Here is a 17,545-nt window from a genome sequence, read left to right as displayed (position 1 = left end):
GGCTCAGTTCGTCGGCCGCGCCGATGCCGCCGGGGAAGCCGAGAAATCGGACCGGCTCCCAAGAGCGTTCCGCATCAGCCTGCCGCCGGGGATCTCGACGTAGAGATAGGTGAAGTGCGAAACCGCCAGCACGGCGGCCAGCGAGACGACGAGATTCAGCGTGGCCGGCAGACCCGCCCAGACCGAATCGAGAGCGGCGATCCGCCCGGCCCCGAGCGCGCGCACGAAATACTCGGCCAGCAGCACCACGAGCGCATGCACCATGTAGATCGAGTAGGAGCGGCGTCCGAGCCAGACCAATGGCTTGGCCACCAGCATCCGCGGCACCAGCATCGCATCCGGAAAGGCCAGCAAGCTGCCGAGGAAGATCGCGAACGTCACCGGCGCGAGGAAGGTTGCCGCAGGATTGGTCTCCGCCACGGACACGAGGACGATGCTGGCGATCATGGCGACGAACTGCACCACGCCCTGGACGGCAGGGCCCGGCTTGGCCGGCAGGCGATCGACGATCCGCACCGTCAGCACGCCCAGAAAGAAGCTCACGAAGCAGCGCAGGATGCCGAAATCGGTCTGAAGCCCGAGGCTTCTCTTGTCGAGCGCGAAAATGATGAAGACGAGACTCCCCACCGCAAGCAGTCCGCAGAGAACATAGAACCACAACAGGGAACGCATCCGCTGGGCAAGCAGGATGATCAGGCCAAACACCAGATACGTGTAGAACTCGACGCTGATGCTCCAGCTCGGCGCATTCCAGCTGAGATAGTCGATGAACCCCATGGAGTGCAGCAGCAGGACGTTGAGCACGAAGGAATAGGCGTTGTTCACCTCGAAGGCTGCCGGCGCGGCGACCACGACGCCCGTCATGACCAGGCTGATGCGCAGCAGGCGGAACAACAGATTTGCCATCAGCATGACGATGTGCAGCGGATAGACCCTCGCCAGGCGCCGCACCATGAACTCGCGCAGCGAGAAGCGCCCGAAGTCGCCCTCGACGTAGCTGAGCGACATGACGATCCCGCTGAGAACAAAGAACAAATCGACCAGCAGCCAAGCGCTTCTGAAGAATGAGCAGTTGATCCACGCATTGTGCGGGAACGCCGCGAGAAAAGTCGGCATCAGCAGAAGGTGGTGAATCACCACTGAAGTCGCGGCGATCCCTCGAATGCTGTCGAGTGGGAGGACATGCGCCTTCTCACGATGAACCAACTCCGTCACATCAACATTCCATAGCTATTGCACCGCAGCAGTGTGTATCAGGTCTCGCGCATGTTCAATCTCTGCGATCGCGGACTCGCACTCGATGCATGACGACCGACGATAATTTCAAACCTCGCAGATCATTCGGACATGCGAGCGCCAAGTTGATGCCACTTTTCATCCGATACGCGCATGCGTCGGCGCGCAAGGCGATCAGGATGTGATGATTGCGCGTATTTGCGCGCAAAGTGTGCGCGAAATTCGGCGCTGTTGCGATGGAAGCTTCCGCAGCAACATCGATTCGTCTGCGCGAAAAAATCTCTTCATCGAAGGGAACAATGACAGGGCGTCGTGACTTGTGTCGGTTTTGCGACCCGCAGGTCTGCGAGTGCCTGATATGTTTTCAAGTTGCAACATTCATGAGCGCGACATGCCAATCTCGCAGGCATTGTAAGTCGCGCTTTTGCAACCGACGGAAAATCGGACGACGTTATCGTCGTCGACGATCTGCGCCAGCTTTTGCGCCGCACAAAAAGATGACACAGTTACCTGCCAAGTTTCGCGTGTTCTCCTATTGCAACAGAAGCAAGGAACACGGATGGGCCGCGGACTAACACGTCGTCATGCACAGCCGCGATGGCTACCGACTGTCTTGATAGGTTCTGCGCTGATCGTTTCGAGCGTCGATGCTTGCCGCGCGCAGTGCGTCGAATTCTCGGACCGCGCCTCGCAGCTCGAACTCGACACCTTCGTAAAGTCGCCGTCCTCGCTTCTGGAGCGACTGCGTAATGACAAGGAGAAGCTGAGATATCGGCTCGCGACTCTCATCGCGACCAATCCAGCGGTGTTACCCTCCGTGCAGACGCTCATCTCCGCATCGGCTTCAAGCGATCGGTCGGCCATCGGCGCCGCGCTGCGGATTGCCGAAGGGCGGTGCACGTCGACGAAGCCTGACGCGGCGCGCAAGATCAGGGATTTCGCGCAGCGGATCGGCGATCTCAACGTGCAAGCAGGCTATTCCGCAGCGGGAGAGGACGACTCCGGCGCCCAGCAGGCCCAATCGCAAGGCAAGGGCCTTGCGCAGCCGCCGCGAGGCGGAGCCCTGCTCGACGGCGAATGGAAGACCAAGCTGGCCAACCCGTTCAAGCCCGTCCCCCTTCCGAATTGATCAGTGATCGTCAAAGGCAGCGAATTAGCAAATGTACCAGCCTAGAGAACATTTCCAGTCGGGACACCGATTCGGCATCGAATTCGGCGGGGCCGTGCTCAGCTTCGAGCGCGTAGCCGATGTGCTGCGCCGCCAATGGCCAATCATTGCGGCATGCGCCGGCGCTTCGTTGGCGCTGGTGCTCGTCTATCTGATCATGGCGCAACCCATGTACACGGCGAATGCCCGTATCATGATGGACACGCGTCAGGCGCAGGTGCTGGACAAGGACAGCAACACCAGCAGCGCCCTGATCGACACCGGCTATGTCGACAGCCAGGTCGAAATCATCAACTCGGACGACCTGATTCTGTCCGTCGTCCGCCGCCTGAAGCTCACGGATGACCCGGAGTTCAATGGCTCCAATCCGGGTCTCCTCTCCCTCGTGCTCGGCAAGATTACGTCGCTGTTCAGTTCCGGCGAGCCGGCGTCCCAGGAGCGAATCGAACATGCGGTGGTCGAGCAGGTTCAGAAGAATCTGAGAACGGAGCGCGTGCTGACGACGTATGTCCTGTCGCTGAACTATCGCGCACGGACCCCCGACAAGGCCGCCAAGATCGCAAACGCGATCGCCAATGCCTATCTCGTCGGCGCTCTGGAAGCCAAATATCAGTCCACCAAGCGGGCAACCGAATGGCTTCAGCAGCGCAGCCTCGAGCTGAGCGAGCAGGCATCGGCCAGCGACCGCGCCGTGCAGACCTTCAAGGCCGAGCACAACATCGTCGGAACCAGCCGCGGCCTGATGTCCGAGCAGCAATTGTCGGACCTGAATACGCAGCTGGTTCAGGCGCGGGCCGCGACGGCCGAAGCCAAGGCCCGGCTCGACCGGATCGAGGCGATCTCCGACCAGGATCTCGCGCAGCCGACAGTGACCGACGCTCTCAACAACTCGGTCATCACCCGCCTGCGCGCCCAATATCTCGACCTCCAGGCCCAATATGCCGACTGGTCCAGGCGCTACGGCAAGACTCACCTTGCGGCGGTCAATCTGGCCAACAAGATGGACGAGCTGCGCAAGAACATCGCCGATGAGCTGCATCGGATCGGGGACGCCTATCGCAGCGACTATGAGATCGCAAAGAGCCGCGAGGCGTCGCTCGAGAAGAACGTGAAGGAGCTCGTTGCCCAGGCCGGCCACACCGGCCAGGCCGAGGTCAAGCTGCGCGATCTCGAAAGCGCTGCCGACACCTATCGCAATCTCTACAACAACTTCCTCGAGAAGCTGCAGAGCGCGACGCAGAATCAGAGCTTCCCGCTCAGCGAGGCGCGTCTCATCAGCACCGCCACGAAGCCGGATCGCAAGAGCTCGCCGCGCACCGTCCTGGCACTGGTTGGCGGCCTGGTGGGCGGCCTCTGTCTCGGCTTCGGCGTCGCATTTGCGCGTGAACTGCTGAGCGACGTGCTCAGGACCCCCGGCGAGGTCGAGGACGAGCTCGGCGTGAAATGCCTCGGCGTCCTGCCCGACATCGGTCCGGCCGCGAAGACCGGCGCATCCGATATATCTCGCTATGTCGTCGATCATCCATTCTCGCGGTTCGCCGAGACGTTGCGCAACATCAAGGTGTCGATCGACGTTGCGCGCCTGACCCGCGAGATCAAGGTGATCGGCATCGTCTCCTCCCTTCCCAAGGAAGGAAAAACCACCGTCGCCGCGAATTTCGCACAGCTGATCGCCCTCACGGGGCATCGCACGGTGCTGATCGACGGCGACCTGCACACGCGCTCGCTGACGCGAGAGCTCGCGCCCAACGCCAAGAGCGGGCTTGTGGAGGCGCTCAACGATCCCGCGAGCCTCGGCTACCACGTGCAGCGGAGCAAGGAGACGGGACTGGATTTCCTCCCCTCCGTCGTAGCTTCCCGCATGGTGAATTCAGCCGACGTCATTGGATCGAAGGCGATGGCCGAGCTGCTCAAGGTGCTGAGAGAGCACTATGAGTATATCGTGATCGATCTTGCCCCGGTGATGCCGGTGGCGGACTCCAAGGCCGTCAGCCTCCTGATCGATGCCATGGTCTACGTCATCGAATGGGGACAGACGACACGAAGCGCTCTCCAGGAGTCGGTTTCGGGGTCGGAGGTCCTCCAGAAGAAGCTGCTCGGCGCCGTGCTCAACCGCGCCAACCCGAAGATGCTCAAGCGCATCGAGGCCTACAAGGGCAAGCACCACAACAGCTATTACGTCGAGCACGCCTAGGCGCAGGCGCGGCGACGCGCTTTAGCCGAGCTGGACGACCTCGGGGCCCGCTGCCATTTGGCAGCGGGCCTTATTTCATGCTTTGCGAAACTGTTGAAAGCAATCAAGTGCGCGCCTTCGCGACGAGACAGCGTCGGGCGGCCGGAGGCTGCTCGGACGTCCGTATTCGTCCGGAATCCACAACTTGCAGTTATTGCTCTAGCCAGAAGCTAGGATTGACGAAGACGGGGCGCCATTGGCAACCATCTGTCGTCAAGACGAGACAATCCGGGCTTGATGCCTCAAAGTGCCGAAACTTTAGGCATCTTTCCTTCTCGGTTCCCTGGGGCTAATCTCGGTTCATACTCGCAGCTCTTTTCCGGTGAGCTCGGATGCTGATCGTCCTTACAATTTTGACTATTTGGGTTCTGCTCAACATTCTCTTCGTGTTGATCGTGGTCCCCCCGCGCAAGCCGCTTCGGCAGCCTATGGCGACGACGCTCTCACCGGCGCCGATCGACCCAAGCCGGCGCGAGATCGAGCAGGACGAGCCTTTCTCGATCCGCCACGTCATCGTCTCCGTTGCAATGGGCGCCTTCTTCGTGCTGGTGCCGCCGCTGCTCGCGCTGCGCGATGCGATCATGCGGCTCTTCGGCAGGCCGCCGCGCAATGGAACCTGAAGCCCTCTGCTCGAAGGCTTCGGGCAAATTGAGAAATTAAGCGACTAATAGGCTTCCTGGAACATCACTGCGGACGCTGTGCGGGCCATGATCTTCAGGTCAAGCCAGATGCTCCAGTTGCTGACGTACCAGACGTCATATTCGACCCGCTTTTCCATCAGGTCGATCGTCGGCGTTTCTCCCCTGAATCCGTTCACCTGGGCCCAGCCGGTCAGGCCCGGCTTCATGTGATGGCGATAGACGTACTTGCTGATGAGCTCGTCGTAGTAATTGTCATGGGCGAGCGCGTGCGGACGCGGTCCGACCAGTGACATGTCCCCACGTAGCACGTTCCAGAGCTGCGGCAGCTCGTCAATGCTGGTCATGCGCAGGAAGCGCCCGATCTTGGTGACCCGCGCATCCTTCTTGGTCGCCTGTGTCACCGTCTCGCCATTCTCGCTGACGGTCATCGTGCGAAACTTCCAGATCTCAAATGGCCTGCCGTTGAAGCCGCGGCGCGACTGCCGGAATATGACGGCTCCAGGTGAATCCAGCTTGATCAGCACGGCGACGGTCAGCAGCAGCGGCGTCAGCAGCACGAGTGCGAACAGAGCGACGCCGACGTCGAGACAGCGCTTTTGCAGCCGTTCGAGAATAGTGAGCGGCGGCCGCTGGATCTCAACCGCTACGGTTCCGCTAACCGGCAAAAAGGGACGGGTCACGAGGTCGGCAACCGGGTCGTCCGGCAGCAGGCGAATGGGCTGCGGGACGGCACGTAAATATGGCCCCAGCTTGCGCAGCATCGGCAATTCGTTCCAGTCGATCGCAAGCAGGTATTCATCGACATCAGCCGAGCGCGACTGACGGATGACGTCGCGAATCTGTCGCTCCCATTGGCCATCATCCCGGTCGTCTCCGAGCACGAAATGGCGCATGACGTCGAAGCCATTCCTGCGCAGATCCTTGAAGCGGCTCGAGGTGAAGTCGAGCGGCTTCAGGCTGAGCAGGATCACCTTGCGATCGACCAGCCTGCTTCGCGCAAAGCTCGTGCCGAACACGGCCTGCCAGCCGAAGCGGAGGCTGATCAAGCCAAGCCCGCCGATCACGGCGAAGACGATGACGGTGCCGCGCGAAAGATTGTCGGTCGACTTCAGCAGGAAGGCCGCAACGGCAAGGATCGTGAGCGACGTCAGCCAAATGAATACCGCCATTCGAAGCTGCCACACGAGATTGAGCAGGCGGTGCGTGGAATAGACGTCGCGGAAATAGGCGATCCCGACGAACACCACGCCGACGAACAACCCGGCTCCCACCGATGCACCGTCGGGAGGCGAAGCGACGGCCACACCGTACAGCGAAGCACCCGCCGCATAACTCAGCAGGATCAACAGAAAGTCAGCAGCGATGACGACGATCTGAAAGGGCCTCTGAAGAGCACTGCCGCGCGCGGATGACAGCGCATGAGCGTTTTCAGAACCATAAGTTGCAACAGCCATTCGAACCTCTGCTTATCGAGAGAGTGCCTGACGCTCATCGTGATGCTGAAGACTCGTCAATTGCCCGCACGGAAAGTGTTGATTGATCGCAGCGACATTGTGGCGCTGCACGCAAAACTTTTGCGGCGCACGGACGATGCGTCGTGTTGAAATACGCGGCGAAATTCGACGCGCTGAAAATGTCGTCACAGTGCTGACATACGAGCGAACGGACTGCCCTATTTTGAATCAAGTTCCGCATCCGATGCGTCTCTTCGCTCAAGTTTGAGGCGCTGCGTTGCTCCCGCCGAAAGCACATCGAATCGGCCGCGAGAATCTCTTCGGATTTCTATCTACGGGTGCGTAAAAAGATTCCACTGAGTCATGCAGCTTTGCCGCACGCTTCGGAGCAGCGATGCAATTCCAGCGGATCGATCTTGTTCCTGTAGTCCGCCACGAAACAAGGTCGGCAAAAAATGCCGCCCTTCTTTTGGCATGATCCGGTCGGAGAACAAGTCGCGGCCCCACCGAACTCACGTTGTTCGTGTTGGATGGAAGCTCTCCGGTGCCGGCGACTTGGGGACATTTTTCGACCACCCGATCGATCGAGCGCCATGAAATCTCTCGCGCGACCACACCCGTCCATTCCCAAACCGCAATTGCCGGACGGAGTCCGCATCTATGCGATCTCGGACATTCACGGCTGCGCGCATTTGCTCGAGCCCATGCTGCGGGTGATCGACGCCGATGTTGCCCGCAGCCGGCCGCGCTATGCTGTCGAAGTCTTCATGGGCGATTACATTGATCGCGGCCCGGATACCCGCGCCACCCTCGACATCCTGGTCGAGCGGAGCCGCCGGGGCAACGCGGTCTTCCTCAAGGGTAACCACGAGGCCTTTCTGGTGAGGGTGTTCGAAGACCCTTCACTGTTCGAGGACTGGATTGCCTTCGGCGGGACCCAGACATTGATGTCCTACGGGCTTGCCCCGCCGGATCTCAAGCGCGACGAGCCGGCATCGATCCTGCGCGATTTGATTCGCGCGATGCCGACCGAGCATCTGGAATTCCTGGACAACCTGCGGCTGAGCTTCAGTTGCGGAGACTTCTTTTTCGTCCACGCCGGCGTTCGCCCCGGCGTTCCATTGGCCGAGCAGACGGAGCGCGATCTGCTCTGGATTCGCGAGGAATTCCTGCGGAGCGAGGAGCAGTTCGGCAAGTATATTGTCCATGGCCATACGCCGGTCCGCAGCGCGGAATTCCTGGCCAACCGTGTCAACATCGACACCGGCGCCTATGCGACCGGCAACCTCACCCTGATGAGCATCCAGGGAAGCCGCATGCTCGCGGTGTGATAGGGGCCCGCCACCTGCCATCAACGGCTGAAATGGCTTCGCGGCAACGATGGGGTGGCCTTGGCGCCATCATGCTCTAGTTGAGCAAAGGCGGCGTCTCCAGTCGCGCACGCGTCTCGGCCATCCAGTCGCTCCAGGCGCGTTCGTGCTTGACATAGAGCTCCACCCAACGTTCGCCATGCTTGGCCTGACGGACGCGAGCCTCCTCCCCAAGCCGGTCGGCGTCCGGGCGGGAGTCCGGCTTGTCCAGCGCTTCGAACTCGATCGTCTCCGAGATCGTCAGACCGACCAGCACGCGCTGTCCGGCGCCGTCCACGATATAACGTCGCGGCGCATCCTTCCTGGGCTCGCTCATTTCATCATGTCCCATCGTTTCAGTGTGAAGCTGGATGCCGTCAACGAGTGGGACGATGCCTAGAAGGCTCGTCGGGCGTGGCCGAACGTCGAGGTGGGAACGGGCTGGGACGTCCGGCGTGAGGGGCCGCAGGATGAGTTCACGGTTCTCCGTTGGACGCGCCAGGCGCGCAGCGCGTATCCCAGAATGAGGCCAGCACCAAAAATGGAAGCGGAGACAAACGCAGAGATCATGAAAGTCGTCCTGGATCGTGCGTCTTCTATCAAGAGCGAGCAGTGTGTCGACATCATGGTTCTTGATGACTCCTCGACGCCGAAAGATTGTTCAAGGTTGATCCCTTCTACGCATGCAGCGCGCATACCAGATCTGCCGACCTCTGTTGCATCTCGTCTCAACCGGAGGCGATGAGCGCCGCTTTATATAAGGGAGACGTAAGAGAGGCGTTCTCGCAGCATGACACGTCAAGACCCATCGTGGCCGAGCAGGCGTTCGTCGCGAGACCGTGCGCCTCCGCAACGGGGAAATTCGGGCGATCGGTCGGCCGATGCTCTTGCAACCGTAGGGGACCCGTCGCATTATTTCGCATCTCATTCTTAGAGGGATTCAATCCAATGAACTTCCGCGCCCTTATTCCATCCATTGCCCTGGCCTCTCTCGGCCTCACCTTGACGGCATCCATGGCGCCGGCCGCCGAGCTCTCCGTTGCTCCGGCACATCATCGGGCGGCTTCCGTCCAAGGCGGACTTGTGCTGTGGGATGATGTTTATCCGCCCGCGATCTATGGCCCCCAGCTTCGCCCGGTCGAGGAAGTCGCAGCCATGAAGGCCCAGGCACGGCCGGTGTCCCAGCGCTGGTGGGGATATTGGTACGTGCGGTAGGTGCCGAGAGCGATTGGCTGAGCGGAGCGCGGCCCGACTGATCATCGCCGCCATTCGGGGCAACCGGGTGGCGGCAGTCTTCATCTGAGCCGTGCCATAGACCCCAACGGCTACGGGGCGCGCGGCTTGCAACAGTCGCATCGATCAACGGCGCTTCCGAGCCCCCGGCATTCGCGCCAAACGGCGCGCAAATCACCTCAACTCGATCTTCTCAAAAAGCCGGGCGCCCCGCCCGTCGGAGCTGATCATGCGCGTCTCTCAAAGCGCGGGCCGTGTTAGGCCGCTGACAGTCAATTCCCTGGTAACAGGGAATTCTGCAGGGAAACCCCACGCAATCGCCGCCACCGCAACGGAAGAAACGCCTGAGGCGCCTTCGAATTCAAGCGTGTCGCGCTGGTTGGGCGGCAACACAGAACAGGGAACGGCCGTAAGCGTCCTCGAGGCGCAGGCGTAAGCTCGCGCCCCTTACGCGAGGTTCGCCCTCAATGCTCCAGTTGCAGATCACGGCGCGACCGCGACTGCGGCGCTCAATTGGTCTGCCGCTTTTGGACCGAAGCCTGGTCGATGAGGAAATCGTCCAACTTGCGCCCCCCTCGAAGTTGCGGCCGCAGCCACCGAGGCAGCCTGCCGCGACCCGACCATGTCTCCGCCGGGTTCTTCGGATTGCGATATTTGGGACGCACGGGCGGGTATGGACGGCGCTTGCGATCAAACCGTGTCGCCTCGCCGGCCTGCTCAATCTTGTGGAGGCGTTCCTCCAACCGTGCCTTCTGCACCAAAATTCTCTGAGTGAGGCTGGCGGCGACCTGTTGGTGCAGGATCCAGAGCTCGTCAAGGGAGAGCGAATTGAAATGCGCTGCATTCATGGCTTGATCCGAATTCGTGGGAGAAGGCGCAGGCAGACAAATCGGGAATCGAGGAACAGACAAGCCGTGATTTAAGTCCGAGCCGTATAATCCACATTTAAATGCGGGAGATTGCAGGGAGAAGGGCGGGACGACGGTAATATCATGGCGGAGCATTTAATTTGCTGTGAGGGGTAACGCTCGCTGAGGCCGCGATCGGGATCGTGACATCCAGAAACCTGCCGCCCGCTAGTTGCGCTTTGGCCCGGTTAATTGGGCACGCTGCCGCGTGCTGCAATCCAAGGAATGCTGGGCGGGCTTATTAATTCGACCGGCCAGCAACACAATTAATTCATCGCGCCGCCAGATTTAAGTCGTATCGGAGCCCATGTCGCCGCGAAGGCTCGTGCCGGGTGGGGCGCATCACCGGGAGTTCTCGATGTCCGGTCATTTGCGATGTTATTTCGCGAGCTTGGTTCTTCTTGGAGGTCTTGCGGCCACACCTGCGTTCTCCAATCCATTCACCGACCTGTTCAATCCTGCGCCTCGCGAGCCCGCCGCAAGCTCTTCGGCGCAACCGGAATGCCTGGCACAGCCCGGCAACCTGCCCGGCGCCGGCCAGCGCTGGGTGTACCGGCGGGACGGCCACCGCAAATGCTGGTTCTTGGCCGAGGGCGTCGCGACGGTGCGAAAACCGGTTCACAGTCGCATCGCCCACCGCACCGTCAGGCCCGACGAGAACCAGACCATGCGACAAAGGCGGAGCCCGGTGAGCGATGCGCGCGCGGAGTTACCAAGCTCCGCGACGGCCAGCGAGGCTCGGCCGACGGCGCCGGCACGCGAAGTGAGCGTGGCTGATGCTGCTTCTGTTGTCGATGCGGGCACGCCGATCCTGATGCCGGCCGCACCCGTCTCGGATCTTCACAGCGACCAACCCACGCCCGAGCATTTTACGCCGCCCCAAGTTGACGTGGAGAGGCTTTCCGCGGCCGCGCGAGCCGACTTATCTCCAGCCATCCCGATGGGCGCGCGCGATGAGCAGGCGCCCGACGAGGCGCGCAGCCGGACGGCAACCTGGCTCGGTGTGCTGCTGATGACGCTGGGGGGCTTCTCGCTCCTAGGCTCGAGTCGCACGCTTCGGCAGGCGGTGCGATTGCGCCACTGAAGCGCGCTACTGGGCAGCTTACCTCACCCGCTCACACCGCGCAGTCGATGAGTTCACGCCGCTATAGCTGAATTGCCCACTCGACTCATCCGACGACCTGATGGACTGAAAGCGGCCCGATGCAGGCTCGCTGTCAGCTGCCGGTCGCGTCGATGATTGCCGGTTCTTCTAAAGCTTTCGCTAACCACACAATCTTTTTGAGAGCAATCATCGAATTGCACAACTGGCCATTACACAACCTTGAGGATATTACTCGTATAGATTGATCATACCATGGCGTTCAACATCCTGTTTCGCTCCTGAAGAAATCACCAACAAGAGTGATCGCGTGAAAAAAGAGACGATCAGGATCGGCACGTCGTCTAGGGCCGACCGCAGCATCGGTCCAGACGAAACGCCGCCCAAGAACTCGCCCCTTGCGATCGCCCTGGTGATGGTGTGCGGGTTTGCAGGTCTTGCGCTCCGTTATTTCGTCCGGGAGCACACCAATGTCGACGCTTTTCAGTTCCTGATCCCCTGGTATGTCTTCGCTCGGGATCACGGCATCGGTGCGCTGGCCGAGGCTTTCACCAACTACACCCCGTTCTACAGTTACCTTCTGCTGATCGCCAACCGCTTCGATTGGCTCGGCCAGCCGCTTTCCCTCGTGAAGGCGATTTCAGTAATATTCGAGTTCGGTTGCGCGATCGTCGTCGCTCAGATGGTGTGGCGAGCCACAAAGGTGCCATTGCGCACGTCCATGGCCTTCTGCTTGGTATGGCTTGCACCGACGGTGATCTTCAATGGCGCAATGTGGGGGCAGTCCGATTCGATCTGGACCTTCTTCACGCTGATTTCCGTGGCGCTGTTCATGCGAGACCGAAATGGCATTCTGCCGTTCGCGGTAGCCTTTTCGGTGAAGGCCCAGGCCGTATTCCTTGGTCCCTTGGTGCTGGGCATGATTCTGCGCCGCAGGATCCACCTCGCATGGCTCGCAACTGTTCCCGCAGTCTATGTGGTTCTCGCCATTCCAGTTCTCGTCGCGGGCAGATCCTTGGTCTCGGTGATCTCGGTTTATGTGGACCAGGCCAACACTTTTGATCGACTCTTCATAAGTGCAGCGAACATCTGGATGTTCGCCGCAAGCACACCTTACACAACCGGAGTCGCCGTCGGCTTGGTGCTGGCAGCAGCGAGCGGACTTGCGCTATCGATTTTCATGGCGCAGTCCAAGCGGGCTGGGCCGGAGTTCATTCTGCTCGCCGCGTGTGTATCACTCATGCTCATGCCTTACCTGCTTCCGAAGATGCACGAGCGCTACTTTTACGCATTCGAACTTGCGTCCATAGCGTTGGCTTGTATCAATCCGCGCTATCTGCCGTTCGCGGCTATTGCCCAAGTCGACGGTGTAATGTCCTATCTCGCTTTCGATCGCGGGATCGTCATGGGGCAGCCGCCTGCAGCGCTATGCAACACCTTTCTCGCGTTCTACCTAGTGTATGATCTTTGGCGCGGCGAGCGTGGATTTCATTTTCCGAAGCTTGCTTGGCTTGGCTTCGCCGTGTCGACCGCGGGGCTGCTGTGCTATCTCATGCTCGCCGATAGCGGGTGGAACATGTCCCCCGCCTACCTGATCTCCACAGGCCTTGCCACGGCCATGACAGTGCGGCTCCTCAAAGCGTCGCAGCGCGTCTCGCCGAGCCGTCAACAAGCAGCAAGGCCTGGCGTTGCGTAAGCCTTGAATTGCTGGTCAGCGCAAGTGGGCCAACATCCCGCCGAAGGGCAACCACAGCGATCCGATCTACTTCAGCCCCTATCTCCACGAGATCGCAATCGGGTCGAGCGGTTCTTCAACAGGATCAGACAAGGTCGGCGGGTCGCGACGCGGTACGATAGGCTTGCTGCCAACGACCTTGCCTTGGTTCAACTCGCTTCAATCAGGCTATAGTTGCGGCTTTAGGAGTCCGCGTCCTAGTTCACGACGCCTGCTCTGCTGCCCGGTTTGGCACGCCGTCTTCTGCCGATTGTTCTCGCTTCGACACGCCGGAGCTTACTTCGAAGCTTCTCCACTTCCCTAAGCTCCGCCACGAGCGCTTGGAGCCGTTCACTCAGGACAGCACAGCTGTAACTCTGACGCGGACTGGACATGACCCGCCTCGAACTATGACTTGAACTAAGAAGTCGATGAAAGGACAAGCAACGAAGACTCGCTCAGCCCAAGCTCACTGAGCCAAAGCCGCAGCCGCCAGATGCTCCCAGTACTCTGCTTCGGCGAGCAGTCGCCAGCTTCTCTCAGGTTGGCGCGCGGCAGTCTGTCGGCAAAGCAACGCCATGGCGCGAAAACGGCGGGCAGCTTCCATTTTAACCTCCCATTTTTCCCCAAGCATATTTTTTAATTTTATGCGGGAGTCATCACAATTATAAATCATAATCGATTTTATCATTTTGACTGGCAGTCGTTTAGGCTCCTGTCGACGTGCTGACGGAACGGCTTTCGATGTGAGCTTCACATCAGTTTCGAATGTGGCGGCGTGCCGGGGTGTTGCGCATTCAAGCGCGTCTGCGCGCGTGTCGCGGACGTGCGAAATGGCACCGCGATCACGCGAGCGCCTGGGCGAGCATCGCAGCGTCCGGCTCCGGACCGTTGGACGCGCGGACTCGTCCTCGTCTGTTGCTGAGAACCGAACCATAGTGGCGATCAGCCCGGCGCAAATACTGAGCTTATTCGGCGGCGGCGCTTGGAGGCTTCGCCAGAGCCGACGCGAAGGCAAGCCGGATCATGGCGTGGACCCATCACATCGCGCCGGCGGAGCGTGATCGTGTCGACTTGCACGATCTTGCAGGATCATGTGCCGGCGTTGGTCCGAGCAGCGATCGCAACACCGGATAAAGCCCGTGTGAATCCGGTGCTTCCCGCCAGAAGCGAAGCAAACGCCTCTTTGCTGCTGATTTTCCTGCGTTAATCATTAAATGCGGACAATGAATAAATAAATAGACCATCGCATTATTTTAATCTAGCTTTAATTTAATCCCGAGCCAAACGATCGTGATCGCTCCTGATCACGCGGCGCTCGGGAGCCGAAGAATGCTGCAGTTCAATATTGTCAAACGTGGGCGGACCAGGACCGCACACGAAGGGGCAGGGGCACAGCTCGAAATCTCTTCGCGTCACAGGTAGCGTTGGCTGGATCGTCGCGGGTGGACGGACCCATCATTCGTCCGACCGAGCGCTCGCGATTTGCGTGAATTGATTTTGGGCGCCCCCCTGCTCTGCATCGGCAGACGAGGGTTGCGAATGACGTGCACGCGTCTTGTGTGCGAGCCCGGGGCGATAGTCGACCGGACTCGAGTGATGTCGAGGTCTTCTCCGTCGAGATGTGATCCTTCGATCGAGCCGGTTTGCCGTTTGCGAACGGTGCGTGAGCCATCGCGTCCCGGTCGGCGCCGGAGACTACCTTCCGCCCCTGTCAGGCACGTGACCGTGCTCACGACATCCGATCGCGAGGCCGGAGCGACCGCTCGCTCCCGACAGGCTTTGAGCTCGTCACATGCTCGCTTTGCACATTTTCGAAGCCCTGAGCAGGACGGCAGTCATGCTCGGCAGCACGGCATTCGTCTTCAACAGCATAGGCGCGGCAACGGCCGATCATCGCCGCGTCTTGGCGCAATTGGTGCGGATCCGTAAACGCGGACGGCGCATTATCCGGAGGATTTAGCTATGGCAACGCAAACAACGGGCGGCGGCAGCACGGTTTCGTTTGGAACGACTCCGCAAGCCAGCACCGACATTTTCTCGTTTACGGAAGACGCCAGCAACATTCTGATCTTGAACGTGCTGGCAAATGATCTTGGCGGCGCGGCCAAGACGCTGTTCTCGCTGGACGATGGAACGAGCGCCTCCGCGTCCACCAAGACCTACGCACCGGCGGATTTGCTGGTCAAGGATGTGGCGTATAGCAGCGATGCCGCCGGAATGGCCGCAACCGGCGACCGCAGCGCGCTCGGTGCGCGCATCTGGGTCGCACCGGACGGCACCGTTCACTACGACAAGGGCGACATCAACGTTCAGCTTCAGGCGCTGGCGACCGGGCAAACGCTGACCGACACCTTCACCTACGCCATCCAGTTGGGCAACGGCACACTCAGTTGGGCGACCGTGACACTCCAGTTCAATGGCGCAAACGACTCGGTCCTCATCACATCGAATCCGCAGAGCGACGCGGCGATAGAAGACGCGACTGCCACGCCGGCTCTCTCGAGCTCGCAGAGCGCGGCCGGCACCATCAGCTTCAACGACGCCGATCTCAGCGACACGCATTCGGCCTCGTTCGCGGCGGCCTCTTCCAACTCCACTGCGCTCGGCACCTTCTCGCTCGATCCCGTCAACGAGGCGGCCAATGCCGCCAATGGCTCGGTGCAATGGCACTACAATTTGAACAACGCGGCCGCCCAGTACCTCGCTGCGGGCCAGACCGTCACCGAGAGCTTCGTGGTGACAATAGATGACGGCCACGGCTCGACAGCCACCCAGACGGTGACGGTCACCATCACCGGCACCAATGATCTGGCAACCGTCAGCTCGGACTCCAAATCCGTGACCGAGAGCGACACTGCCACGGCGCTCAACACCAGCGGTCAGCTCATCATCACCGACCCGGACACGGGCGAGGCCCACGTCGTGGCGCAGAGCAACGTCCACGGCAGCTATGGCGACTTCACGATCGATGCCAACGGCGCCTGGAGCTACACCGGCAACGGTGCGCACAACGAGCTCACCGCCGGACAGCAGGTGCAGGACCAGTTCACGGTGGTGAGCCAGGACGGGACCGCGACCGGTACCGTGACCGTGACCATCACCGGCAGCAACGATGCCGCGACAGTCAGCTCGGACTCGAAGGCCGTCACCGAGGGCGACACTGCCGCCGCGCTCAACACCAGCGGTCAGCTCATCATCACCGACCTGGACACGGGCGAGGCCCACGTCGTGGCGCAGAGCAACGTCCACGGCAGTTATGGCGACTTCACGATCGATGCCAACGGCGCCTGGAGCTACACCGGCAACGGCGCGCATAATGAGCTCACCGCCGGGCAGCAGGTGCAGGACCAGTTCACGGTGACCAGCCAGGACGGCACCGCCTCCGGCACTGTCACGGTGACCATCACCGGGACCAACGATGCGGCGACAGTCTCGTCGGACTCGAGGTCCGTGACCGAGAGCGACACTGCCGCGGCGCTCAACACCAGCGGCCAGCTCAGCATCACCGACCCCGACACTGGCCAGGCCCATGTCGTGGCCCAGAGCAACGTCCACGGGACCTACGGCGACTTCAGCATCGATGCCAATGGCGCCTGGAGTTACACCGGCAACGGCGCCCACAATGAGCTCACCGCCGGACAGGAGGTTCAGGACCAGTTCACGGTCGCCAGCCAGGACGGCACTGCGAGCGGTACCGTCACGGTTTCCATCACCGGCAGCAACGATGCGGCCACGGTCTCGTCGGACTCCAAGTCCGTCACCGAGGCCGATACCGCCGCCGCACTTAGTACGAGCGGCCAGCTCAGCATCACCGATCCGGACACGGGGGAGGCTCATGTCGTGGCGCAGACCAACGCGCACGGCAGCTATGGCGACTTCTCCATCGATGCCAGCGGGGCCTGGAGCTACACCGGCAACGGCGCCCACGACGAACTCACCGCGGGCCAGCAGGTCCAGGATCAGTTCACGGCAACCAGCCAGGACGGCACCGCGACCGGCACCGTGACGGTGACGATCACCGGCAGCAACGATGCGGCCACGGTCTCGTCGGACTCGAAGTCCGTCACCGAGGGCGACGCGGCGGCGGCGCTCAACACGAGCGGCCAGCTCATCATCACCGACCCCGACAGCGGCGAAGCCCATGTCGTGACGCAAACCAACGTCCACGGCACCTACGGCGACTTCAGCATCGATGCCAATGGAGCCTGGAGCTACACCGGCAACGGCGCCCACAATGAGCTCACCGCCGGACAGGAGGTCCAGGACCAGTTCACGGTCGCCAGCCAGGACGGCACCGCGAGCGGTACCGTCACGGTTTCCATCACCGGCAGCAACGATGCGGCCACGGTCTCGTCGGACTCCAAGTCCGTCACCGAGGCCGATACCGCCGCCGCACTTAGTACGAGCGGCCAGCTCAGCATCACCGATCCGGACACGGGGGAGGCTCATGTCGTGGCGCAGACCAACGCGCACGGCAGCTATGGCGACTTCTCCATCGATGCCA

The 17,545-nt window shown here is 61.0% G+C and carries 13 protein-coding genes and 1 pseudogene; 9 read left to right on the top strand and 5 right to left on the bottom strand.

Annotated features, from left to right (window positions below; all coding sequences use genetic code 11):
• Positions 1-3 precede the first annotated feature (3 nt).
• The gene (locus tag CVM73_RS08930) at positions 4-1,215 is read right to left on the bottom strand and encodes an acyltransferase family protein (RefSeq protein ID WP_283809896.1); all 1,212 of its coding nucleotides are present in this window, start codon (positions 1,213-1,215) and stop codon (positions 4-6) included.
• A 556-nt stretch (positions 1,216-1,771) separates the two neighbouring features.
• Between CVM73_RS08930 and CVM73_RS08925 the strand changes: the two genes are divergently transcribed.
• The 3 genes from CVM73_RS08925 to CVM73_RS08915 all read left to right on the top strand — a co-directional run bounded on the left by CVM73_RS08925 (position 1,772) and on the right by CVM73_RS08915 (position 5,257).
• Positions 1,772-2,365, top strand: a complete 594-nt coding sequence (locus CVM73_RS08925) for a hypothetical protein (protein WP_245452258.1) — start codon at positions 1,772-1,774, stop codon at positions 2,363-2,365.
• A gap of 31 nt (positions 2,366-2,396) precedes the next feature.
• On the top strand, positions 2,397-4,598 hold the full coding sequence (locus tag CVM73_RS08920) for a Wzz/FepE/Etk N-terminal domain-containing protein (protein ID WP_100231618.1): 2,202 nt from the start codon (positions 2,397-2,399) through the stop codon (positions 4,596-4,598).
• 371 nt (positions 4,599-4,969) lie between these two features.
• Positions 4,970-5,257, top strand: a complete 288-nt coding sequence (locus CVM73_RS08915) for a hypothetical protein (protein ID WP_100231617.1) — start codon at positions 4,970-4,972, stop codon at positions 5,255-5,257.
• A 44-nt stretch (positions 5,258-5,301) separates the two neighbouring features.
• On the opposite strand, the gene CVM73_RS08910 is transcribed toward CVM73_RS08915, so the two are convergent.
• Entirely contained in the window at positions 5,302-6,732 is a 1,431-nt protein-coding gene (locus CVM73_RS08910) for an undecaprenyl-phosphate glucose phosphotransferase (protein WP_100231616.1), read from the bottom strand.
• A 593-nt stretch (positions 6,733-7,325) separates the two neighbouring features.
• On the opposite strand from CVM73_RS08910, the gene CVM73_RS08905 reads away from it, so the two are divergent.
• Positions 7,326-8,063, top strand: a complete 738-nt coding sequence (locus CVM73_RS08905) for a metallophosphoesterase family protein (protein ID WP_100231615.1) — start codon at positions 7,326-7,328, stop codon at positions 8,061-8,063.
• A gap of 76 nt (positions 8,064-8,139) precedes the next feature.
• Here CVM73_RS08905 and CVM73_RS08900 read toward each other — a convergent pair whose 3' ends face one another.
• The gene (locus CVM73_RS08900; protein ID WP_167406725.1) at positions 8,140-8,418 is read right to left on the bottom strand and encodes a hypothetical protein; all 279 of its coding nucleotides are present in this window, start codon (positions 8,416-8,418) and stop codon (positions 8,140-8,142) included.
• A gap of 611 nt (positions 8,419-9,029) precedes the next feature.
• On the opposite strand from CVM73_RS08900, the gene CVM73_RS08895 reads away from it, so the two are divergent.
• Entirely contained in the window at positions 9,030-9,296 is a 267-nt protein-coding gene (locus tag CVM73_RS08895; RefSeq protein ID WP_100231613.1) for a hypothetical protein, read from the top strand.
• Between the two features lie 527 nt (positions 9,297-9,823).
• On the opposite strand, the gene CVM73_RS08890 is transcribed toward CVM73_RS08895, so the two are convergent.
• Complete coding sequence (locus CVM73_RS08890) at positions 9,824-10,162, bottom strand: H-NS histone family protein (protein WP_100231612.1); 339 nt, start codon at positions 10,160-10,162, stop codon at positions 9,824-9,826.
• Positions 10,163-10,580: 418 nt separating this feature from the next.
• Here CVM73_RS08890 and CVM73_RS08885 point away from each other — a divergent pair, with 418 nt between their 5' ends.
• The 3 genes and pseudogenes from CVM73_RS08885 to CVM73_RS08875 all read left to right on the top strand — a co-directional run.
• A complete protein-coding gene (locus tag CVM73_RS08885; RefSeq protein ID WP_100231697.1) occupies positions 10,581-11,306 on the top strand; it encodes a hypothetical protein in 726 nt (241 codons plus the stop codon).
• Positions 11,307-11,634: 328 nt separating this feature from the next.
• Complete coding sequence (locus CVM73_RS08880; RefSeq protein WP_100231611.1) at positions 11,635-13,020, top strand: hypothetical protein; 1,386 nt, start codon at positions 11,635-11,637, stop codon at positions 13,018-13,020.
• Positions 13,021-13,107: 87 nt separating this feature from the next.
• A pseudogene (locus CVM73_RS08875) lies at positions 13,108-13,233 on the top strand (IS5/IS1182 family transposase); the annotation flags it as partial.
• Positions 13,234-13,507: 274 nt separating this feature from the next.
• Here CVM73_RS08875 and CVM73_RS39105 read toward each other — a convergent pair.
• Positions 13,508-13,795 (bottom strand): hypothetical protein, encoded by a 288-nt coding sequence (locus CVM73_RS39105; protein ID WP_146006584.1) that lies wholly within the window; start codon positions 13,793-13,795, stop codon positions 13,508-13,510.
• 1,208 nt (positions 13,796-15,003) lie between these two features.
• Between CVM73_RS39105 and CVM73_RS08870 the strand changes: the two genes are divergently transcribed.
• Positions 15,004-17,545 (top strand): VCBS domain-containing protein (locus CVM73_RS08870; RefSeq protein ID WP_208639184.1); only part of this gene is annotated, 2,542 nt, incomplete at its 3' end.

Origin of the sequence: Bradyrhizobium forestalis (assembly GCF_002795245.1) — a bacterium.
GTDB lineage: Bacteria > Pseudomonadota > Alphaproteobacteria > Rhizobiales > Xanthobacteraceae > Bradyrhizobium > Bradyrhizobium forestalis.
Note: the sequence above shows the minus strand (reverse complement) of the source record. Positions and strands in the feature narration are given on the sequence as shown.

Bases quoted from the DNA above. Each gene is read 5' to 3' on its own strand.
- CVM73_RS08895 (WP_100231613.1), top strand. From the start codon at position 9,030: ATGAACTTCCGCGCCCTTATTCCATCCATTGCCCTGGCCTCTCTCGGC.
- CVM73_RS08885 (WP_100231697.1), top strand. From the start codon at position 10,581: ATGTCCGGTCATTTGCGATGTTATTTCGCGAGCTTGGTTCTTCTTGGA.
- CVM73_RS08915 (WP_100231617.1), top strand. From the start codon at position 4,970: ATGCTGATCGTCCTTACAATTTTGACTATTTGGGTTCTGCTCAACATT.
- CVM73_RS08905 (WP_100231615.1), top strand. From the start codon at position 7,326: ATGAAATCTCTCGCGCGACCACACCCGTCCATTCCCAAACCGCAATTG.
- CVM73_RS08900 (WP_167406725.1), bottom strand. From the start codon at position 8,418: ATGAGCGAGCCCAGGAAGGATGCGCCGCGACGTTATATCGTGGACGGC.
- CVM73_RS08910 (WP_100231616.1), bottom strand. From the start codon at position 6,732: ATGGCTGTTGCAACTTATGGTTCTGAAAACGCTCATGCGCTGTCATCC.
- CVM73_RS08890 (WP_100231612.1), bottom strand. From the start codon at position 10,162: ATGAATGCAGCGCATTTCAATTCGCTCTCCCTTGACGAGCTCTGGATC.
- CVM73_RS08920 (WP_100231618.1), top strand. From the start codon at position 2,397: ATGTACCAGCCTAGAGAACATTTCCAGTCGGGACACCGATTCGGCATC.